Annotated in this window: 18 protein-coding genes; 11 read left to right on the top strand and 7 right to left on the bottom strand. The window is 32.7% G+C overall.

The genetic code is table 11. From position 1 onward, the window contains the following. The first annotated feature begins 6 nt into the window (after positions 1-6). The 7 genes from porV (at position 7) to ctlX (ending at position 7040) form a co-directional block, all read left to right on the top strand. The gene (gene porV / locus Q1B05_RS10615) at positions 7-1245 is read left to right on the top strand and encodes a type IX secretion system outer membrane channel protein PorV (protein ID WP_299780451.1); all 1239 of its coding nucleotides are present in this window, start codon (positions 7-9) and stop codon (positions 1243-1245) included. A 107-nt stretch (positions 1246-1352) separates the two neighbouring features. Continuing rightward, entirely contained in the window at positions 1353-1835 is a 483-nt protein-coding gene (gene cdd / locus Q1B05_RS10610; protein ID WP_299780449.1) for a cytidine deaminase, read from the top strand. 87 nt (positions 1836-1922) lie between these two features. Further along, positions 1923-2921: a pyruvate dehydrogenase (acetyl-transferring) E1 component subunit alpha gene (pdhA, locus tag Q1B05_RS10605; protein ID WP_299780447.1), complete on the top strand. Its 999-nt coding sequence runs from the start codon at positions 1923-1925 to the stop codon at positions 2919-2921. Positions 2922-2924: 3 nt separating this feature from the next. After that, the gene (locus tag Q1B05_RS10600; protein WP_299780445.1) at positions 2925-4541 is read left to right on the top strand and encodes a pyruvate dehydrogenase complex dihydrolipoamide acetyltransferase; all 1617 of its coding nucleotides are present in this window, start codon (positions 2925-2927) and stop codon (positions 4539-4541) included. Positions 4542-4709: 168 nt separating this feature from the next. Then, the gene (locus Q1B05_RS10595) at positions 4710-5390 is read left to right on the top strand and encodes an SDR family oxidoreductase (RefSeq protein WP_299780443.1); all 681 of its coding nucleotides are present in this window, start codon (positions 4710-4712) and stop codon (positions 5388-5390) included. Positions 5391-5392: 2 nt separating this feature from the next. Continuing rightward, positions 5393-6049: an HAD-IA family hydrolase gene (locus Q1B05_RS10590; RefSeq protein WP_299780441.1), complete on the top strand. Its 657-nt coding sequence runs from the start codon at positions 5393-5395 to the stop codon at positions 6047-6049. A gap of 55 nt (positions 6050-6104) precedes the next feature. Beyond that, the gene (gene ctlX / locus Q1B05_RS10585) at positions 6105-7040 is read left to right on the top strand and encodes a citrulline utilization hydrolase CtlX (RefSeq protein WP_299780439.1); all 936 of its coding nucleotides are present in this window, start codon (positions 6105-6107) and stop codon (positions 7038-7040) included. Here the strand turns inward: ctlX and Q1B05_RS10580 are convergent. Further along, complete coding sequence (locus Q1B05_RS10580) at positions 7026-9110, bottom strand: ATP-binding protein (RefSeq protein ID WP_299780438.1); 2085 nt, start codon at positions 9108-9110, stop codon at positions 7026-7028. The genes ctlX and Q1B05_RS10580 overlap by 15 nt on opposite strands. A gap of 483 nt (positions 9111-9593) precedes the next feature. Between Q1B05_RS10580 and argS the strand changes: the two genes are divergently transcribed. The 4 genes from argS (at position 9594) to Q1B05_RS10560 (ending at position 13718) form a co-directional block, all read left to right on the top strand. Next, on the top strand, positions 9594-11372 hold the full coding sequence (argS, locus tag Q1B05_RS10575) for an arginine--tRNA ligase (protein WP_299780436.1): 1779 nt from the start codon (positions 9594-9596) through the stop codon (positions 11370-11372). 26 nt (positions 11373-11398) lie between these two features. Further along, positions 11399-12130: an ion transporter gene (locus tag Q1B05_RS10570; protein WP_299780434.1), complete on the top strand. Its 732-nt coding sequence runs from the start codon at positions 11399-11401 to the stop codon at positions 12128-12130. 123 nt (positions 12131-12253) lie between these two features. Further along, positions 12254-12646: a hypothetical protein gene (locus tag Q1B05_RS10565; RefSeq protein WP_299780432.1), complete on the top strand. Its 393-nt coding sequence runs from the start codon at positions 12254-12256 to the stop codon at positions 12644-12646. 46 nt (positions 12647-12692) lie between these two features. After that, entirely contained in the window at positions 12693-13718 is a 1026-nt protein-coding gene (locus tag Q1B05_RS10560) for a TQO small subunit DoxD (protein ID WP_299780430.1), read from the top strand. A gap of 82 nt (positions 13719-13800) precedes the next feature. On the opposite strand, the gene Q1B05_RS10555 is transcribed toward Q1B05_RS10560, so the two are convergent. The 6 genes from Q1B05_RS10555 to Q1B05_RS10530 all read right to left on the bottom strand — a co-directional run bounded on the left by Q1B05_RS10555 (position 13801) and on the right by Q1B05_RS10530 (position 21289). Beyond that, positions 13801-14850, bottom strand: a complete 1050-nt coding sequence (locus Q1B05_RS10555; RefSeq protein WP_299780428.1) for a DUF481 domain-containing protein — start codon at positions 14848-14850, stop codon at positions 13801-13803. Between the two features lie 133 nt (positions 14851-14983). Continuing rightward, entirely contained in the window at positions 14984-16567 is a 1584-nt protein-coding gene (locus tag Q1B05_RS10550; RefSeq protein ID WP_299780425.1) for a DHA2 family efflux MFS transporter permease subunit, read from the bottom strand. Positions 16568-16570: 3 nt separating this feature from the next. Continuing rightward, the gene (locus Q1B05_RS10545) at positions 16571-17659 is read right to left on the bottom strand and encodes an HlyD family secretion protein (RefSeq protein WP_299780423.1); all 1089 of its coding nucleotides are present in this window, start codon (positions 17657-17659) and stop codon (positions 16571-16573) included. 15 nt (positions 17660-17674) lie between these two features. Further along, the gene (locus tag Q1B05_RS10540) at positions 17675-18982 is read right to left on the bottom strand and encodes a TolC family protein (protein WP_299780421.1); all 1308 of its coding nucleotides are present in this window, start codon (positions 18980-18982) and stop codon (positions 17675-17677) included. Continuing rightward, positions 18972-19592 carry a TetR/AcrR family transcriptional regulator gene (locus Q1B05_RS10535; protein ID WP_299780419.1) on the bottom strand — a complete coding sequence of 207 codons (621 nt, stop codon included), beginning with the start codon at positions 19590-19592 and terminating at the stop codon, positions 18972-18974. Before Q1B05_RS10535 ends, Q1B05_RS10540 begins: the two co-directional genes overlap by 11 nt. Before the next feature lie 173 nt (positions 19593-19765). Next, on the bottom strand, positions 19766-21289 hold the full coding sequence (locus Q1B05_RS10530; protein ID WP_299780417.1) for a carbon-nitrogen hydrolase family protein: 1524 nt from the start codon (positions 21287-21289) through the stop codon (positions 19766-19768). Positions 21290-21348: the final 59 nt, after the last annotated feature.

The following is a 21348-nucleotide window of genomic DNA, read 5'->3' as shown; positions in this document are numbered from 1 at the left end:
AATTAAATGAAAACAACATTTTCAGCAATACTTTTTGTTCTAGTAGCTTGTCATTTACAAGCCCAAACAACAATTATTCCGAACGATCAAGATTCAAGAGTCATTACAACAGGAATGCCATTTTTGCTCATCGCTTCAGATGCTAGAGCAGGAGCTATGGGAGATATGGGAGTTGCTACCTCTGTAGATGGCTTCTCGCAACAATGGAACCCTTCAAAATATGCGTTTTCTGAAACAAAACAAGGTGTAGCCATTAGTTATACACCGTATTTAAGTTCTTTAGTTAACGATATCTTTTTAGGAGGTTTAACGTATTTTAATCGTATAAATGAAAGAAGTGCTTTTGCATCAAGTTTTAGGTATTTTTCTTTAGGTGATATTGAGTTTACTGAAGATGAATTTTCAGAACCATATATACAACGTCCTTATGAGTTGGCTTTAGATTTATCTTACTCATTAAGGCTTAGTGATCAGTTTTCTATGGCTGTTGCTGGACGATATATACGATCAGATTTAAGGCTAAATACAGGTACTGTAGATGCATCAGCAGCAAGTACTTTTGGGGTAGATATAGCGGGGTATTATCAGACAGAAGAAGAAGCTTATAACGATTTTAATGGGCGTTGGCGTGCTGGTTTTGCAATTCAAAATATTGGACCAAAATTTTCTTATGATGAAGGTGGTGTAGAAAACTTTCAACCCACAACATTACGTTTAGGAGGAGGTTTTGATTTTATATTAGACGAGTATAATACTATAGCTGTAACAGGGGAGGTTACTAAATTATTGGTACCAACACCTCCGATTTATGGAACGGAATATGAGTATAGCGATGAAAATGGAAATGGAGAATATGATGAAGATATAGATATTCTTGGAGATGAAGTTGCTAGCGATGTTATTTACCAGGGAGAAGATCCTGATGTAAATTTCTTGTCAGGTATGTTTCAATCGTTTGGTGATGCACCAGGAGGTTTCAAAGAAGAAATGCAAGAGTTTACATGGGCATTAGGTGCAGAGTATATGTATCAAGATTCTTTTGGGTTTAGAATGGGGTATTTTCATGAGGCTGAAGAAAAGGGGGCGAGACAATTTTTTGCTTTAGGAGCTGGATTTAAGTACAATGTTATAAATATAGATTTATCATATTTATTTTCAACATCCAAAGTGCAAAGTCCATTAGAAAATACTTTGCGTTTTTCTTTAACATTTAATTTAGGAACAGGAGCATATACAGAATACTAGAATACTATTTTAATATATAGATTGTAAAAACTATTGCTATTTGGCAATAGTTTTTTGTTTTAAATAGTTTTATATCTTTAGAAACAACAATTCAAGAAGTTTTTTAAATGAAAAGAATAAAAATAGAGGCAGAATTTGAAGTTTACGAAAGTTTAAGCGATACGCCTAATCAGGTTTCAGAATTAATGGAACATGCTGTTAAAGCACGTTTAAGAGCTTATGCGCCTTATTCTAAATTTTTAGTTGGCGCAGCAATTTTGCTGGACAATGGAGAAATCGTTACAGGTAATAATCAAGAGAATGCATGTTATCCGTCAGGTTTATGTGCAGAACGTACCGCTATTTATTATGCAGGGTCAAGATATCCTGATACTAAAATAGTACTAATGGCTCTTATTGCGGGTTCTACAAAGCATAAAACGACTACTCCTGTGCCGCCATGTGGAGCGTGCAGACAAGCGATAGCAGAATACGAAGTAAAACAAGATTTACCTATAGATATTTATTTCATGGGAGAGACCGGTGAGGTTATCAGATCAAAATCATTATCTAATTTATTACCGTTTGTTTTCGAAAAGGCGATAATATAAAAAAAATATTTAATTTTTACTAGAATCGGTTTTTCTTTAAAGCGTAAAGTGTTACTTTTGTTTCTCGTTTTTAAAATAGCGCAACTCATGCAAAAAATCACAAAGGAAACATACATTAAATGGTATGAAGACATGTTGTTTTGGAGAAAGTTTGAAGATAAACTTGCTGCAGTATACATTCAACAAAAAGTAAGAGGATTTCTACATTTATACAATGGTCAAGAGGCTGTATTAGCAGGTGCTTTACATGCTATGGACTTGACTAAGGATAAAATGATAACCGCATATCGAAATCACGTACAGCCTATTGGTATGGGCGTGGATCCAAAGCGTGTTATGGCAGAATTATATGGAAAAGGAACTGGTACATCTCAAGGATTAGGTGGTTCTATGCACATATTTTCTAAAGAACACCGTTTTTTTGGAGGTCATGGTATTGTGGGAGGTCAAATTCCTTTAGGAGCAGGTATAGCTTTTGGTGATAAATATCACGGAAGCGATGCTGTAACTCTTTGTTGTTTTGGTGATGGTGCTGCTCGTCAAGGGTCACTTCACGAATCCTTCAACTTAGCAATGTTATGGAATTTACCAGTTGTTTTTGTTTGCGAAAATAACGGTTATGCGATGGGAACTTCTGTTAAGCGTACAGCTTCTCATGAAGATATATGGAAATTAGGTTTAGGTTACGAAATGCCTTGTGGTCCAGTAGATGGAATGAATCCTGTAAAAGTTGCTGAAGCTTTTGATGAAGCTATTCAAAGAGCACGTAAAGGAGGAGGACCTACATTCTTAGAATTAAAAACGTATCGTTATAGAGGTCACTCAATGAGTGATGCTCAACATTACCGTACAAAAGCAGAAGTAGGTGAATACAAAAAAATAGATCCTATTACTCAAGTCAAAGATGTTATTTTATCTAAGAAATATTTGAGTGAAGACGATCTTAAAGCCATCGATAAAAGCGTAAAAGAAAGAGTTCTTGAATGTGAAAAATTCGCAGATGAATCACCTTATCCAGATAAGAGCGTAATGTACGATGTCGTTTACGAACAAGAAAATTATCCATTTTTACAACATAAATTATAAGCTATGGCTGAAATTATTAACATGCCACGTTTAAGCGATACCATGGAAGAAGGTACTGTTGCTACGTGGTTGAAAAAAGTTGGAGATAAAATATCAGAAGGTGATATCCTTGCTGAAATCGAAACTGATAAAGCAACAATGGAATTTGAATCATTCCATGAAGGAACATTACTTTATATTGGTGTCCAAGAAGGAGAAACAACTAAAGTAGATGAATTATTAGCTATTATTGGTGACGAAGGAGAAGACATCTCTGCACTAATAGGTGGTGCTAGTGCTCCTGCAACAGAAGAAACTACTGCAGAAGCACCTGTTGCTGAAGCTCCGGCTACAGAAAGTGCTGCTATTCCAGAGGGTGTTATCGTGGTTACTATGCCACGTTTAAGCGATACCATGGAAGAAGGTACTGTCGCTACTTGGTTAAAAAAAGTTGGTGATAATGTAGAAGAAGGAGACATCCTTGCAGAGATTGAAACGGATAAAGCCACTATGGAATTCGAATCTTTCAATACAGGAACATTATTATATATAGGATTACAAGAAGGAGAGTCTGCAAAAGTAGATTCATTATTAGCAATTATTGGCCCTGCAGGAACAGATGTTTCTGGAGTAGCTAGTAGTTTTGGTTCTGCACCTGCTGCCGCTCCTGCTCCTAAAGCAGAAGCTCCTAAGGCTGCTGCAGCAAAAGCAGAGGCGCCAAAAGCTGCTCCTGCACCAAAAGCTGCTGCACCTGTAGCAACACCTAAAGTTACTAGTGATGGTGGACGTTTATTTGTGTCTCCATTAGCTAAGAAAATTGCCGACGAAAAAGGATTTAACATCGCAGATATACCAGGATCAGGAGAAAGTGGACGTATCATTAAACGTGACGTTGAAAACTTTGTACCTAAAGCTGTAGCACCTGCTGCTGCTGGATCTAGTTTTGCATCAGCATTAGAAGAGAGTTTTGAAGAAATTAAAAACTCTAACATGCGTAAAGCTATTGCTAAAAACTTAGCAAAATCTAAATTTACTGCACCTCATTATTATTTAAATGTTGAGTTTGATATGGATAATGCAATTGCATTCCGTAAGGAAGTAAATGCTGTTCCTGATACTAAAATTTCATTTAACGATATCGTAGTTAAAGCTTGTGCAATGGCTTTAAAAGAACATCCTCAAGTTAACTCTCAATGGTTTGACGACAAAATGAGATTAAACAACCATGTACATATTGGTGTGGCGGTTGCTGTTGAAGATGGTCTTCTTGTACCAGTTGTTAAATTTGCAGATCAACGTAAGTTGACTCAAATTGGTGCTGCTGTTAAAGAATATGCTATTAAAGCTAAAACTAAGAAATTAACACTTGAAGAAATGGAAGGTAGTACATTTACTATCTCTAACTTAGGTATGTTTGGTATAGAGACATTTACATCTATTATTAATCAACCTAACTCAGCAATTCTTTCTGTGGGAGCAATTGTTCAGAAACCAGTTGTTAAAGACGGTGCTATTGTAGTAGGTAATACTATGAAGCTTTGTTTAGCTGCCGATCATAGAACGATCGATGGTGCTACAGGTGCTCAATTCCTTCAAACATTAAAAGGATTTATAGAAAACCCAATTTCGATGTTATTATAATCGAAGTTAAAACATATTTAAAAAAGCCATCCTTGTGATGGCTTTTTTTATGCCTATAATATTCAAAATTCAACTAGATAAAGTCTTCCTAAAAACTATGTCATTTCTTCGTAGGCAAGTATCTTTGTTTTTGAAATAAATTTGATGATTTAAACAACGTATTACTATATGAAAAATATTATTATAACAGGTACAAGTAGGGGTATTGGTTTAGAATTAGTGAAATATTTTGCTGAAGCAGGACATCAAGTATTAGCCTTGTCTAGAAACAATAAACCGGTTTCCGAATTGAACTTAAAAAATGTAACGACATTCAGTTTTAACTTGTCTGAAGAATCAGATTTTGAGAAAGTGAATGCTTACGTTAAAGCGAATTGGAAACAAGTCGATATTTTAATTCATAATGCAGGAGCTTTAATCAATAAACCCTTTTCAGAATTAACCACTTCAGATTTTCAAACCGTATATAATACAAATGTATTTGGAGTAGCAGAGTTAACAAGAGTCTTATTACCTTTTATGGTAAAAGGTAGCCATATGGTAACCGTAAGTTCAATGGGAGGCATTCAAGGTAGTATGAAATTTCCTGGTTTAGCTGCATATAGTTCAAGTAAAGGAGCCGTTATTACGCTTTCAGAAGTATTAGCAGAAGAATATAAAGAATCAGGAATTGCATTTAATGTATTGGCTTTAGGAGCTGTGCAAACAGAAATGCTAGAAGAAGCTTTTCCAGGTTACGAGGCTCCAATTACGGCAAAAGGTATGGCTCAATATATTTTTAATTTTTCACTAACGGGAAACACATTCTATAACGGTAAAGTTTTAGAAGTTTCATCAACAACACCATAATTATGAGTAAATATAAATGTGTAATCTTCGATTGTGATGGAGTACTTGTAGATAGTGAAGCCATAAGTAATGGTATTCTTGCAAATATGGCCAATCAATATGGTGCTAATTTAGATTTAAATGCTGCGCTTAAAATATTTAAAGGGTGTTCTATGGCTAAATGTCTCGAAAAAATTAGTGATTTAGTGACAGAACCTATACCTGAAAATTTTGAAGCAGAATACAGAAAACAAAGTGTGACTGCTTTTAAAAAGCAAATAAAACCTATAGAAGGCGTAAAAGATGTGGTTAAAGAATTAAAACGTTTAGATATTCCATTTTGTGTAGCTTCTAGCGGATTAGAATCTAAAATGCGTTTAAACCTAGAATTAACGGGGTTGTTAGATTATTTTGAAGGACGCTTGTTTAGCTGTTTTGCTATAGGTAAATGGAAACCAGATCCAGCTGTATTTTTATGGGCTGCAGAAACTATGGGATTTAAACCAGAAGAATGCGTGATTATTGAAGATAGTTATTCCGGAGTTACAGCTGCGAAGGCTGGAGGATTCGATGTGTTTGGTTTTACTGCTCACGATATTCATGGGCAATTAGTAGGTTACCCGACATTAGAGTTTGATAACATGAATCAATTAATTTCTTTAATTAAGCAAGCAGGCTAAAACACGTCTTTTATATTATAAAAAAGACTAATTTTGCACCAAATTTTACCCAATCATGCAACATACTACAGATACCATTTTAATGATTCGTCCTATAAATTTTAGAATGAATGAACAAACAGCTGTTAATAATTATTACCAACATGCTATGAAAGGTGTTTTGCCAGAAACGGTGAATGCAAGAGCACAGCAAGAGTTTGATACTTTTGTTGAAAAATTAAGGGCTGTTGGGCTGCGTGTTATTGTAGTAAGCGATACTGATGAATCTGATACCCCTGATTCTATTTTTCCTAATAACTGGATATCATTTCACGAAAATGGTACCGTAGGCTTATACCCTATGTTTGCTGAAAATAGACGTTTTGAGCGTCGTGAAGATATTTTAGACATTTTAGAAAAAGAAGGTTTTATTATTAATGATATTGTAGACTTTACAAGTGCAGAAGATGAAGATGTATTTTTAGAAGGCACAGGAAGTTTATTATTAGATCGTGTAAATGGAAAGGCTTATTGTGCTTTATCTCCTAGGGCAGACGAAGATTTGTTTATAGAGTTTTGTGAAGATTTTGATTATTTTCCGGTTGTTTTTACAGCTAACCAAACTGTAGATGGCGAAAGAAAACCAATTTATCATACTAATGTTATGATGTGTTTGGCTGAAACTTTTGCAGTTATTTGTTTAGAATCTATAGATGATAAAAAAGAACGTAAACAGGTTCTTCAGCATTTAAAAGAAACAGGAAAAGAAGTTATAGCGATTACAGAGTCTCAATTACATTATTTTGCAGGAAATATGCTTCAGGTTAGAGGTGCTAATAATGCGTTGTTTTTGGTAATGAGTAGTTCTGCTTACAATGCATTAACACCAACTCAAATTAGTACAATAACTAAACATTGTAAAATTATTCACAGTTCTCTAGATACTATTGAAGCTTGTGGTGGTGGTAGCGCGCGTTGTATGATGGCTGAGGTATTTTTACCCAAGGCTTAATTCTGGGCTTTCTTGTTGTGTTTTTGGTAATTCAACAAAGAATGTACTGCCAGAATTTACAATGCTTTCAACCCAAATTTTACCTTTATTCAAATCAATTAATTCTTTACAAATAGAGAGTCCTAAACCTGTTCCTTTTTCATTTTTAGTACCTCTAGTAGAGAAGGTGTTGCTTTTAAATAGTTTTTGAATATTAGTTTGAGAGATTCCAATACCAGTATCTTCAATACTAATTATAGATTTACCATTATTAATTTGATTTGAAATCGTGATGCTGTCTCCAGCTTTAGTAAATTTTACAGCATTGGCTAATAAGTTTTGTATTACTATTTCTACCATGCTATAATCTGCATATACAAAATCACGAAGTGTATTGTCTATAAGTTCTATGTCCTTGTCTACAAGTTTATGTTCAATTAACTTTATTTTATCTAGTATTACCTCTCTTATATCGAATAGTGTAGCATTAGGTTCTAAAGATTGCATCTGAGACTTAGACCAGTTTAAAAGATTAAAAAGCAATAAAGAAGCGTTATTTGCATTTTCACTTAGTTCAGGAATTAATCTATCAAATTCCTGACGAGTTAAGGAACCGTCTTTTAATAAATCGATAAATCCATTAATAGAGGTTAAAGAATCTTTTAAATCGTGCGAGACTATAGAAAATAATCTGTCTTTTATATTATTAATGTTTTCTAAATGAGCAGATTGTTCTAGAATGGCTTTGTTTTGAATTTCAATTTTTTCATTTTTAGCCTCAAGATCTAAAGTGTGTTTTATGCGTCTGTCTCTGTTTAAATAAATAAGCACTAAAAAAGTAGAGACAATAACAAATGCAGCTAATAGCGCATAGGTAATAATTTGTAGTCTATCAAATTTTTTCTTAGTATCTCCAGATAGTGGCGTGTTTAGATATGATGCTTTTGAGTTTTTTCCTGTCTGTAAAGTATCGAAGCCTTCTATACCTTGTATTTGTCCTTCTTTATTTGTAGATAGTGCCGTTGCAGCTACTTTTAAGCTATCTTTTAAATTATGATATTTGCTCTGCCAAGTAAAAGCACGTTGGTAATCATGTTGTATTGAATCTACTATCTTTAATAGCAAATAGTTTTTTAGTTCTTCTGTTTTATCCTGATTTGTTTTTAAAAGAGAGTTTGCCTCAACTAATCGTAATTTTGCCAGACCCGTTTTTCCACGTTTGTAGTTTAATTCTCCGCAATTATTTAAGGTTTCAATTAAACCAGGTATGTTTTTTGTTTTTCTGTTTAAATCAATGCTTTCAGAGAGATATAATCCTGCTTTGTCATAATCTCTATATTGTACGTATTCATGACCTAATTTTGGTAATATATCAGAACGTATAGAATCATTATTAATATGGTTTAACATTAAAATGCGTTCGTAATATTCAATAGATTTTCGGTGTTCTTTTTTTAATGAATATAATTCAGCTAAGTTTTTAATAACTTCAATAACTGAGTTTTTATCACCATTTAAATCTTCTATTTCTAAACGTTTAAGGTTAAACTCGATGGCTTTATCGTATTTTTCATTATTAAAATATGCCGAAGCCAATCCTTTATAAGTGTCTTTAAGTTCTTTTTCTAAATGTCTTTTTTCAAGTTCATTTATGGCAGACAGTATATGCTCTAAACCCTGTTTATAGTATCCGCGAGAAATTTCTATCAGTCCTACTTGGTTATTTATACGGGCAATAGCAAGTGTGTCATCTAAACTTTCGTAAAGTGTTTTTGCTTCCGTATAATGGTTTATAGCATTTAAATAGTCTTCTTTTTTGTTATAGATTAAAGCTTTTAAATAGGCAATTCTTCCAAGACCAGGAATGTAGTTTAGTTTCGAAGCAAGTTTATCGGCTTCAAGAACATATTTTAGAGCGAGATTATAGTCTTTATGATCGTATAACTCTTCTACAAGTTCTATAGATGTTGCAATCTTTGAAGCATCGGTTTGCTGGAAAGCTAAAGCAACGGTCAAACTATCTATATTTTTGGTTTGTGCATAACCAAAAGATACAAATAAAAGAATAATTAGATAAATTATCTTTTTCATACAGGTGCAGACGTAACCTTATTGTATAGACTATTTATAGCCGCATAAATAAGATATATGTTACTTAAATTTTTAGTAAATACTTCTCCCTCACAAAGAAGATTTAATAGATTAATAGCAAATTATGTTCAAAGTTATGAAATGTCTTTTAAAATTATAATTTAAGCGGTTTAATACCAATTTATTAGTTGAAATGTTAATCAGTGTATTTATCCTTTGTCAAGGACTCGACCAACTACCAAAATCATAGAAAAAAAACCTCTTTGTAGTTTTTTTGAATATTAATTTAAAAGACCAAAAGGTCTTATTATATCCGTGTTTTTATTCATTTTAATTCATGAAAAAGTAAAAGCAGTGGTTTTATACATTGGCATATTTAATTTCGAAATCAATACTGTTTTTAACTCGTGTTTTCCATATTGTAATCCTTATTATTAATATGAGAAAAATAGTATCTTTACCTCTTTAATAAAATCAATAGTAATGAGTATACAAGAGTCTTTGTCACAACATGTCAAGCAAGCAGTAAAATCCATTTATAATGCAGAATTGGAATCTGTAGAATTTCAATCGACTCGTAAAGAGTTTGAAGGAGATATCACTGTAGTGGTTTTCCCTATGTTACGCGTTGTAAAAGGCAATCCTGTAAAAATTGGTGAAGCTATAGGAGAATATTTGCTTAAAGAAGTAGAAGATGTTACGGGGTATAATGTTGTAAAAGGTTTTCTTAATATTGTAATTGCCGATGCTTATTATCAAAATTGGTTTAATAGTATTAAGTCTGATGATGCCTTTGGATATGTTACTCCAAATAAAAAGGATAAAGCAGTTATGGTTGAATACTCTTCGCCAAACACTAACAAACCATTGCACCTCGGACACATTAGAAATAATTTATTAGGATATAGTGTAGCCGAAATTTTAAAGGCATCTGGTAAAAACGTTTATAAAACACAGATTATAAACGACCGTGGTATTCATATTTGTAAAAGTATGTTGGCTTGGAAACGTTTTGGAGAGGGAGAAACACCAGAAAGCACAGGGTTAAAAGGCGATAAGTTAGTCGGGAATTACTACGTAAAATTCGATCAAGAATATAAAAAAGAAATAGAAGCATTAAAAGCAGAAGGACTTTCTGAGGATGATGCTAAAAAACAAGCACCTATTTTATTAGCAGCACAAGATATGTTATTAAAGTGGGAAGCAGGAGACGAACAAGTTGTTTCGCTTTGGAAAACTATGAACCAATGGGTTTATGATGGTTTTGAAGTGTCTTATAAAAACTTAGGAGTAGATTTCGATTGCTATTATTACGAAAGTAATACCTATTTATTAGGAAAAGAGTTTGTTGCCGAAGGTTTAAAAACAGGTGTGTTTTTTAAAAAAGAAGATGGTTCTGTATGGTGCGATTTAACTGAAGAAGGTTTAGACGAGAAAATTGTATTACGTTCTGACGGGACTGCGGTTTACATGACGCAAGATATAGGAACAGCAATTCAGCGTATAAAAGATTATCCAAATGTTGGCGGACTTGTTTACACTGTAGGAAACGAGCAAGATTATCACTTTAAAGTCTTATTTCTAATTCTACAAAAATTAGGTTTCGAATGGTCTAAAAACTTGTTTCACTTAAGTTATGGAATGGTCGATTTACCTAGCGGAAAAATGAAAAGTAGAGAAGGAACCGTTGTCGATGCCGACGATTTAATTTCTGAAATGGCAGAAACAGCAGGAGAAATTTCTGAAGAATTAGGGAAATTAGACGGCTATTCTCAAGATGAAAAAGATATGTTGTACAGCACCATTGGTCTTGGCGCATTAAAGTATTATATATTAAAAGTAGATCCTAAGAAACGTATTTTATTCGATCCTAAAGAATCTATCGATTTTCAAGGAAATACAGGTCCTTTTATCCAATATACTTATGCTAGAATTCAGTCTATAATTAGAAAAGCAGATTTCGATTATAGTGTTGCGACACCAGAGATTAATTTACATGAAAAAGAAAAATCGTTGTTAAAACAATTGCAACTGTTCCCAGAAACTATTCAATTGGCAGCCGTACAATATAGCCCAGCAATTATTGCAAATTATACTTACGATTTAGTAAAAGAATTTAATTCATTCTACCAGAATGTATCTATTTTAGGAGCAGACGATTTAAATGAAAAAATATTTAGAGTACAGTTAGCACAAGCAGTATCTACAACTATAAAAAATGCTTTTAGTTTATTAGGAATTCAAGTTCCAGAGCGTATGTAGTTTTTAATAGAAATTAAAATTAAAATATGAAAGAAGAATTAAGGCTACTAGTAGAAGATAACACCACTAAAAAAGGAAAGTTATTCGATTATATTATTCAAGTCTTAATTTTACTTTCATTAATAGCTTTTTCAATAGAAACATTGCCTAATATTTCTATTGATACTAAAAATTATCTAGACTATTTTGAAACGGTTTGTGTAGTTATCTTTTCTATTGAATATCTAATACGTATTTATGTTGCAGAAAAGCCGTTGAAATATATTTTTAGTTTTTATGGAATTATTGATTTACTGGCCATTTTACCTTTTTATTTAAAAGGAACTTTAGATTTTAGAGCTTTACGGGCATTCCGCGTGTTTAGAATATTTAGAGCTTTAAAATTGATTAGATATAATAAAGCATTGCATCGTTTTCACTTGGCAGCAAAATTAGTTAAAGAAGAAATTGTTTTGTTTTTAATTGTAACGGCAATATTTGTATTTATTGCATCTGCAGGTATTTATTATTTCGAGAACGAAGCGCAGCCAGAAGTTTTTGCATCCATTTTTCACAGTGCATGGTGGGCAGTAGTTACGCTAACAACGGTAGGTTATGGAGATGTTTATCCTATAACTACAGGGGGAAAAATATTTACATTTTGTATCCTAATAATAGGAGTGGGAATTGTTACCATACCAGCAGGATTAGTTGCAACATCATTATCTAAAGCTCGTGAGATTGAAGAGAAAGAGAAGGATGATAAATTACCCAATTAATTTACTAATATAAAATCAAAAACATTAACGTATTAGCGATAAGGTAATACGTTTTTTTTTGTCAAAAATTTAACATCGTTATAGAGGTGGAATGTGTTTACAATTTATATTTTTATAAATTACATGTCTAATATAAAAACACATAATAACTTCTATCAATTTTTTAAGATTTTTAGTCTTGGAATGCTGTTGTTATTGTCTCCGTGTTCGGTTAGAAATAGCATCCAATCTGCTTTACAGCTAGAACAAACAGAGGTTACAAATAAGAGTAAAGTTGCGCAATTAAATAGTAATTGTGTTACGTTTGATACTTCAAAAATAGGTGTTTCAAGCCACAGTAAAAAACAAAGTAAGGCTAACAATTTAGTTTCTTTAAACTCGAATTATATAGGTTTAAAATTTGTTTCGTTTTCTGAGAAACAGATCCCTTTTCAGACAGTAAACCAATGTGTGGTCCCTTTGAAAGTGCCGCTTTATATTCTGTATAAAAACAAGAAAGATTTCATTTTAGCGTAAGATTCAAAACGTTAAAATAATTTTTTATTATACAAAATATATATTCATGAATTCAAAAATATCGCAGTCATATACTATGGCTGGAATGTTCACACTTAGCTTAAGATTAGTTGTCGGGTGGACTTATTTTTCTGCCTTCTGGCGCAGATTAATATTAGCTAATAAATTAGATCCGGAAACAGCAGGTTATATCGGAGAAAAATTCAATCATTTTTTACCTAACGCATTAGGTATAAAACCTATAATTCTTCATTTAGTAGAGAATCCAGATGCACTTTGGTGGGCTATGGTGAGTTTCACGATTATTGAAGGTATTGTAGGTCTATTAATCATGTTAGGCTTCTTTACCCGTTTAATGAGTATTGGTGTTTTTGGTTTGGCAATGGGGATTTTACTTGGCTCTGGTTGGATAGGCACAACTTGTTTAGACGAATGGCAAATAGGTGTTTTGGGTATTGCTACCGGATTTACGCTATTTTTAACAGGAAGCGGCAGATACTCTTTAGACTATTATATGCAGAATAAAGCGTTTGCAATTACCAAGAAAGGTATGTTTAGTTGGTTAGGGTCTGGCGAAATTTCTTTATCAACAAAAGTGTTATCTAAATTGACCTTAGTTGGTGCTTTAGGAATTTTATTTCTAACCTTATTTACCAACCAATATTTTCATGGAGGTGTTTGGGGAACTTTGCATAATAAGTCGGTTAAACCTATTGTTGAAATTTCTAATGCTAATATTAAAAATGGGGTTTTAAATTTTGAAGTCTTTCGTGTGGAAGGTGTAGATGTTTATGGCTCTTTTTTAATAGGTATAGAGGTCTTAGATTTTGAAAATACATCTATTTTGTCGTTTTTAGGAGCCGAATTATCTCAGTTTACGCCAGAAATGATTGAAAATGTATATGTCGCTAAAGTAAAACCAGGAGCTCATAGTTTAATAATCCCATTGGGAGCACGGGCAGAATTAAATATAAAAAATGATCGATTTAAGTCTTTAAAGCATACTAATTATACTGTAAAACTTACAGATATTAGTGGAATTACTTGGGAACAAAATATTGTTTTAAAGTAGCCTTTGGAAGTAAATTGTATATAAAAAATGTGTTAGATTATATTGTTTAACACATTTTTTTATGAGTATAAATGAAATGTATTTAATCTAATTCCCAACCTAATGTGGTTTGAAATACGTAATCTGTTTCAGCAGCACCCTCAATCGGTTTACTATCAAAGTTATGCGTTAATCCAACTTGTACAAAGAAATCTAAAGGTAAATCGTATTTTAAATTAAGGTTTAAATCTGTTCTTAAACGATCTTTTTCTGTTAAACTCGGGTACACAACAAATTTAGAGTAAAGGCTAATATCATCAAAATCGAACATGTTTAATTCTAAAGATAAAAAGGCTTCTAAGCTGTTTTTAGTATCTATTGTTGGATCGGTGTAATTTTCATTAGTCCATGCTAAACCTGTACCTGTTGCAAAATAGATACGATTAGAATGCACAATATATTTACCAATACCTCCTTGGGTTGAACTTCTTAATTTTAATAATTGTTCATCGTTAGAAAGAAAACTGGCATTGGCTAAAGCAAACCAATCGTGTCGCATAAAATATTTTGCACCAATGTTTGCATCAGTTCGTTTGGTTTCATCGACATCGTCTTGATTACTTCTTACGGAGTTATATCCCGCAGAAAACCCCCATTTATCTGCAGTATAACCTAAATTACTTAAAACTGAAAATTGAGTTAAATTATTAGTTTTAGAAAAATTGAAACCAATAGATAAACTAGCATCTAAACGTGAGATAAAATTGTTTTCTATAGCTTTAATGTAAACAACGTCTGTTATATTAGTCTCTATAATTTCATTTCCTTGGGTTAATGTAATCGTTTTAGAGTCTTTTGTTTTAGTCTGTAATTGACTGTTTATTCTACGTCCGTTAGAAAGTGATATTAAATAGGTTTGATCACTACTAACATAGATTACATCTTTCCATTTAATTTGAAAATCACTATCACTATAGGCTGTTTCTATAGTTAGTACACCTTTATTCATTTCTTTAATGTCTCCAATAAGTTTGTCTTTGTTTTTAAGAATTAATGTGTCTTTTTGAGCATGAACTTGTGAAATAGAAAAGAGACTAAGCGATAAAAAGAAGATGTAGGCATGCCATTTAGGCGTCTTAAAAAGTTTAAGCATGGTTGGTTGTTTTGTTATTGATTATTGTAGCTAAGATAATAAACTTTGTTAAAACATATAAAGCCTCCTTGTGGTCTAATCTATACGTGGTTAGATAACAAGGAGGCTTGTTTGGATTTATAAACTGTTATTTTTAGTGCATAGCACTCATATCTACTTTTCCGGCTCCTTTTTTTATGAGTAAAACAAAAGGTACACAGATTAAAAAGAGTATACCTAGATATAAAAAGATATCCATATACGAGAGAACAATCGCTTGTTTAGATACAGACATGTCTAACAATTCATAAGCTTTATTTAAAGATTCGTTAAACGAGAATCCTTTGCCCATAAACATATATTGTAAGTTCTGAACACGCTCTTGTACATTAAATTTTGTAGGATCTAGATTTGCTATTAAATCTACACGATGTTGTTGTGCCCAACGAGAAATCATAGTCGTAATAATAGCAATCCCGAAAGATCCACCTAATTGTCTTGTCATTCCGGTAAAAGCTGCTCCATCTCCAATATCTTTTCCCATTAAGGTTGAAAGAGATAAGGTTGTAATAGGTACAAATAGTAATCCTAAACCAACACCTCTTACTACAAGTGGCCAGAAAAAGTGTTCTACTCCTGTATCTGGTGTCATTTCTAAATACATCCATAAACTATAAATGAAGAAAATGGAGAATCCTGCTGTAACAAGATACTTCTGAGGTACTCCTTTCTGAATCATTTTTCCAATAATTGGCATCATAATACCTGTGGTGATGGAACTTGGAATTAATAATAATCCAGCATCTGTGGCTGTAAAGCCTAAAACAGATTGTGTGTAAATAGGAATAATAAACGTAGATCCGTATAGACCGAAACCTAAAATAAAGGTCATTATAGTTCCAACTCTCAAGTTACTATCTTTTAAAACACGTAGGTTAACTATAGGGTTCTCATATACCATTTCACGCCATATAAAGAGTATTAATCCAAAAAAGGAAGCGACACTTAAAGACACGATTAATGAATTATCAAACCAATCGTCTTGTTGTCCATGTTCCAATACAAATTGTAACGAACCAATAAAGGTCGCTAAGAATACAATGCCCCACCAGTCTACTTGGCTAGCTTTAAGTTTTTCGCCGTATTTCGGACTTCTAACATATAAAATGGTTAAAAAAGTAGCTATAATTCCTAACGGAATATTGATATAAAAAATATAAGGCCAAGAATAATTGTCTACAATGTAACCTCCTAAAGGTGGACCAAGCGTTGGACCAACAATAACCCCCATTCCATAGATGGCTTGAGCCATTCCACGTTTTGCCATGGGATAACTTTCTGTAATAATGGTTTGTGCAGTTACTAAAAGTGCCCCACCACCAAGCCCTTGGATAAATCTAAAGGCAACTAGCTCCCAAATATTAGTAGCGTTACCGCATAAAAACGACGCGGTTGTAAAAATGATAATAGATGTCGCAAAGTAATTACGACGTCCAAATTGTTTAGACAACCAACTTGTCATAGGTATTACAATAACATTCGCAATAGCATAGGCAGTAATTACCCAAGCCACATCTGTTAAAGTAGCACCAAGACTACCTTTCATGTCATTTAATGCTACGTTTACAATAGTTGTATCTACAATTTCTAAAAGGGCACATAAGACCGCGGTTATGGTGATAATTACTCTCCTAAAACCATATTCAACTAAACTGTTTTCGTCTTCTTCTTGTTGCATAATTTATTTTAAATGCACATCTATATTTACATTCATTCCAGAACGTAATTTTTTAAACTTTTCTGCATCGTTGCTATCTGTAAAATCGATTTTTACGGGCAAACGCTGTATTGTTTTCACAAAGTTTCCTGTTGCATTATCTGGAGGTAATAACGAGAATTTAGATCCTGTTGCTGGAGAAAAATTTGTAACTACACCTTCAAATTCATAATCAGGGTAAGCATCTACACTAATACCTACTTTTTGTCCTATTATCATTTTTTCTAATTGCGTTTCTTTAAAATTAGCAACAACCCATTTTTCGTGTGTATTTACTAAGTAAAATAACGATTGTCCAGGCTGTACAAATTGTCCTGATTGTATTCTTACGCTAGATAATTGCCCATCTATAGGCGCAGTAACAAAGGTGTAGCTAACATTTTGAAGCGCTGCATTTAATTGAGCTTCTGCTAATTTTATTTGAGCTTCTGCCACAGAGACTTGTTTTTTTGAAATTGTAGTCTGATGAGATGCTGCATTACCTTGGCTTGCACTTGCTTTTTTCTGGCTTTCTAGAATTTCTAGTTGCTTTTCTGCTTCTTGTTTTCCTGCTAAAGCTTGTTCGTATTGTTGTGCTGTAATTGAATGGCTTTCGTATAGATTTTTATAACGCTTAAAATCATTTTGTGCACGCCATAATTTTATTTTTGCTGTTTCAATAGTTAAACTAGCTGAGTTAGTTTGAGAGTTTGCTGCTTGAGAGTTCGCAGCAAATGTTCCGATGCTTGCTTCAGACACGGCTAAACCACTTTTAGCAGCAGCAACATTTGCTTCGGCTTGATTTAACTGAATCATATAGTCTGTATTGTCAATAATTAAAAGCGTATCTCCTTTTTTAACGATTGCATTATCAGATACTAAAACGTCTTGAATGTAACCACCTACATGAGGAATAATAGGTGTCATGTTTGCTTCTATTTGTGCATCGTCTGTTTCTTCGTGAGATAATGAGTGCATAAATTTATATCCACCGTAAATAATTCCGATAGCAAGTATAACAGAAATTATGAGTATAAATTTCTTATTAGTCTTTTGTTTTTGCTCCTGTTCCATTTTATTATTTCGTTACTAGTTGTTTATTAATGTTGTTAATTGCCCTTGTGCCGTTAAAAGTTCGTAATACTTCTGAGAGATATTAGCTTTGGCAAAAGCCATATTTATTTTTGCTTGAAGCTGTCCTAAATCGGCTTCAAGTGTGTCGTTGGTATCGGCTAGACCGTTATCAAATTTATCTTTTACAATACGATAGTTTTCTATGGCTTGCTCTTCAGACTTTTCATAAAGTTCTAATTTCTTAAATGCTAATTGATATTCTTGATTTGCATTTTCTATTTCAACTTTAATATCATCAGTCGCTTTATCTATAGTATATTTTAATTCATCGGCTTTGCTTTTTGCTACAGCAACTTCACTTTTGTTTTTGAAAATATCTGAGATGTTGTATGAGATTCCAACTCCAATATTCATTGCATTTGTAAGAGTGAATGCATTTGGAATATCTACGGCCATATATCCTCCAACAATACCTATAGTTGGATAATAATTACCTTGAGCAATTTTAATTTGATTTTCTGTTGCTAACTCTTGGTATTTTAAAGCTTCTAAATCGTTTCTGTAAATAGAATCTGTTTCGACTGTTGTTGGAGAAATTCCAAAATTATCTGAAATTGTTTCTATAATAGTGTCTTCAGGAAGTTTAAGAAGGGTGACTAAACGGTAGTTTAAAATGTTCTTAGTTTTCTTAGCATCGGCTAAAGAAATTTCGACTTGTGAGACTTGAAGCTGAGCTTTTAATAAATCGTTACGTGCTAAAATTCCGTTTTGCTCCATGTTAGTAAAATCTGTAACGCGTTGTTTTGCACTTATAAGATTTTCTTCAAACAACGCCATAGATTGTTCTGCTTTATAAAGGTTGATGTAAAGATTTATGGTTTGTAGAGCTAATTTTTCATCATTATCTTTAGCTTTATATGTTGTTGCTGTATGTATGTTTTTACTAGCTTCAATTGTGTTTTTAATTTTGAAACCAGAAAAAATAGGCATAGATATATCTAAATTTCCCATCATTAATTGATCTACATTGGGTATCGTTGTACTTCCTGAAGTTTCATCTGTTAGTAAGTCTGAAGAAAAATCGACACGTGTTAATTGTCTGTATTGTCCTCCAACTGTAACATCAGGATATTGTAATGCCTTAGCCGTTTGTACTTCGTGTTCTGAAGTTGTAATTGTGGCATTACTAATTTTAGAACCATCACTGTTTTCTAAAACTAAATGAACTGCTTCAGGAATAGAAAGCGGTTTTGTTTGTTGTGCCTGGACTTGTAAAGCGTAAAAAATGCTAAGAACAGCACATACTAGAAATCTACTTTTCATAAGTTAATAAAGCTTTTATGGTTTGTTTAATATGTAGGGTTAATTGATTATGTACGTAATTATCTGTTTCTGTTTGATTGGCAAGACCTAATAGATCTTTATAGAATTGTTTATTGTAGTATAAATGAAAATAGGTTCCTAGAATTGTAGGAATTATCATTTGAATATTTACATCTTTACTAAATACACCTTCATCTTGTCCGTTCTTAATAAACTGGGCTAGAATTGTAAAATTCTCTTTTTTATAGTTTTCGTATATCTTAAAATCTATTTTTCTGAAGGGATTAGAATATTCAAAACTTACAATTTTGTGTGTACGTCTATTTTTATGAATATGCTTTACAACCATTTCTATAAAGGCATCTATTTTTTCAAAATAGTCACCTTTACTCGTAACTATAGAGTCGAATTCTGTACCTAAATCTGATATACGATAAATTAGTAAAGCTTCTAATAGTTTTTCTTTCGATCCGAAGTAGTACGAAACCATGGCAATATTAATTTTTGCCTCTCTTGATATTTTCCTGATTGTAGTACCATCAAAACCATTTTCTGCAAACAATTTTTCAGCTGTAAGCAAAATTTTAATTTTCTTTTCATTTAATTTCATACTCTGTTTTTGTAATAAAACGAGAGCAAAATTAAACAACTGTTTAAATTAAACGTTTGTTTAAATGTTAAAAAAATATAATTTTCTTTTTTTAAGATTAAATAAGGGGTAAAAAAAAGCATCATATAAATAGTTATATGATGCTTAGATATGCTTAATAAGAGTTTGTGAATTTATTTTTTTCGTAATTCGAAAATATCTTTTCTTCTGTCTCTAAGGTTTTTAACACTTCCGAATTGGTTGAGGTTTCTAAGGAGATCAATATCTACATCTGCAATTAAAATCATTTCGGTGTTTGGTGTTGCTTCAGCTTTAATTCCGTTTGCAGGAAAGGCAAAATCGCAAGGTGTAAATACCATAGATTGGGCAAATTGGATATCCATGTTATGTACTTTAGGTAAATTTCCTACACTTCCAGCAATAGCAACGTAACATTCATTTTCTATTGCACGTGCTTGAGCGCAATGTCTAACACGTGAATATCCATTTTGTGTATCAGTTAAAAAGGGAACAAATAAGATGTCCATACCTTGATCGGCTAATAGTCTACTTAGTTCCGGAAATTCAGAATCGTAACAAATAAGTATTCCTATTTTACCACAATCGGTATCAAAAGCTTCTAGTTTGTAGCCGCCTTCCATACCCCAAACTTTAGCTTCGTCTGGTGTAACATGAAGTTTTTCGTAGCGTTCTGTAGTTCCATCTCTTCTACATAAATAACCAACATTATACAGTCGGTTATCTTCAGCGATTTCAGGCATACTTCCTGTAATAATATTGATATTATACGAAATAGCTAATTTTGAGAATCGTAAAACAATCTCTGCAGTATGTTCGGCTAAATTTCTAATGGCATCAGATTCGGATAAATGATTATCGTCTGCCATTAACGGTGCATTAAAAAATTCAGGAAATAATGCAAAGTCACTTCTGTATCCAGAAACGGCATCGACAAAATATTCTGCTTGTTGCATTAATTCATCCAAATCGTTATAAGGACGCATTTGCCATTGAATTAATCCTAGACGCACAATTTTTTTTGTAGTTGCAGCTTTGGTTTCTTTCTTTTCATAATAAATATTATCCCATTCTAAAAGCACGGCATAATCTTCGGAATTGCTATCGCCTTCTAAATAATTTTTAAGTACACGAGTAGGGTGGAAGTCGTTAGAAATTTGAAAGTTTAAAACAGGATCGTGAATTTCTTTACGTTTTACTTTATCAATGTATTGTTTTGGTGTAAGTTCGTTAGAATATTTATGATAATTAGGAATACGTCCGCCAAAGGCTAAGCCTCTTAAATTAAGGCGCTCGCATAATTCTTTACGGTAGTCGTAAAGACGTCTACCTAAACGCAAGCCTCTAAATTCTGGTTTTATAAACACATCTACACCATAAATAACGTCGCCATCTTTATTGTGCGTACTAAAGGTATAATTACCAGTAATATCTTTATAAGTATGTGCATTGTCAAACTTATCATAATCTACAATAATAGAGAGTGCACAACCCGCAATTTGATTATTTATTTTAATAACAACTTGCCCTTCGGGAAATTGTGTGAGTAAGGTTTCAATTTGGTGTTCGCGCCAATACGAATCGGGCATACTTGAGTAAGACTCAATCATTGCGGCTTTAAGTTCTTGATAATCGTCAAGACTTAAATACGCTAATTCAATATTTTCAATATCTTCCATGAAAAATCTGTTTACTAGAATTTTATGGGCGAAATGTACAAATTAAATAATCAGCTTTT

The organism is uncultured Formosa sp. (assembly GCF_947500765.1).
GTDB lineage: Bacteria > Bacteroidota > Bacteroidia > Flavobacteriales > Flavobacteriaceae > Formosa.
This window is presented reverse-complemented; position numbering and strand designations above follow the sequence as displayed.

Bases quoted from the DNA above. Each gene is read 5' to 3' on its own strand.
- argS (WP_299780436.1), top strand. From the start codon at position 9,594: ATGAGTATACAAGAGTCTTTGTCACAACATGTCAAGCAAGCAGTAAAA.
- Q1B05_RS10550 (WP_299780425.1), bottom strand. From the start codon at position 16,567: ATGCAACAAGAAGAAGACGAAAACAGTTTAGTTGAATATGGTTTTAGG.
- pdhA (WP_299780447.1), top strand. From the start codon at position 1,923: ATGCAAAAAATCACAAAGGAAACATACATTAAATGGTATGAAGACATG.
- cdd (WP_299780449.1), top strand. From the start codon at position 1,353: ATGAAAAGAATAAAAATAGAGGCAGAATTTGAAGTTTACGAAAGTTTA.
- Q1B05_RS10535 (WP_299780419.1), bottom strand. From the start codon at position 19,592: ATGAAATTAAATGAAAAGAAAATTAAAATTTTGCTTACAGCTGAAAAA.
- Q1B05_RS10530 (WP_299780417.1), bottom strand. From the start codon at position 21,289: ATGGAAGATATTGAAAATATTGAATTAGCGTATTTAAGTCTTGACGAT.
- Q1B05_RS10555 (WP_299780428.1), bottom strand. From the start codon at position 14,850: ATGCTTAAACTTTTTAAGACGCCTAAATGGCATGCCTACATCTTCTTT.
- Q1B05_RS10565 (WP_299780432.1), top strand. From the start codon at position 12,254: ATGTCTAATATAAAAACACATAATAACTTCTATCAATTTTTTAAGATT.
- Q1B05_RS10540 (WP_299780421.1), bottom strand. From the start codon at position 18,982: ATGAAAAGTAGATTTCTAGTATGTGCTGTTCTTAGCATTTTTTACGCT.
- Q1B05_RS10580 (WP_299780438.1), bottom strand. From the start codon at position 9,110: ATGAAAAAGATAATTTATCTAATTATTCTTTTATTTGTATCTTTTGGT.
- Q1B05_RS10595 (WP_299780443.1), top strand. From the start codon at position 4,710: ATGAAAAATATTATTATAACAGGTACAAGTAGGGGTATTGGTTTAGAA.
- Q1B05_RS10560 (WP_299780430.1), top strand. From the start codon at position 12,693: ATGAATTCAAAAATATCGCAGTCATATACTATGGCTGGAATGTTCACA.
- ctlX (WP_299780439.1), top strand. From the start codon at position 6,105: ATGCAACATACTACAGATACCATTTTAATGATTCGTCCTATAAATTTT.
- Q1B05_RS10570 (WP_299780434.1), top strand. From the start codon at position 11,399: ATGAAAGAAGAATTAAGGCTACTAGTAGAAGATAACACCACTAAAAAA.
- Q1B05_RS10590 (WP_299780441.1), top strand. From the start codon at position 5,393: ATGAGTAAATATAAATGTGTAATCTTCGATTGTGATGGAGTACTTGTA.
- Q1B05_RS10600 (WP_299780445.1), top strand. From the start codon at position 2,925: ATGGCTGAAATTATTAACATGCCACGTTTAAGCGATACCATGGAAGAA.
- porV (WP_299780451.1), top strand. From the start codon at position 7: ATGAAAACAACATTTTCAGCAATACTTTTTGTTCTAGTAGCTTGTCAT.
- Q1B05_RS10545 (WP_299780423.1), bottom strand. From the start codon at position 17,659: ATGGAACAGGAGCAAAAACAAAAGACTAATAAGAAATTTATACTCATA.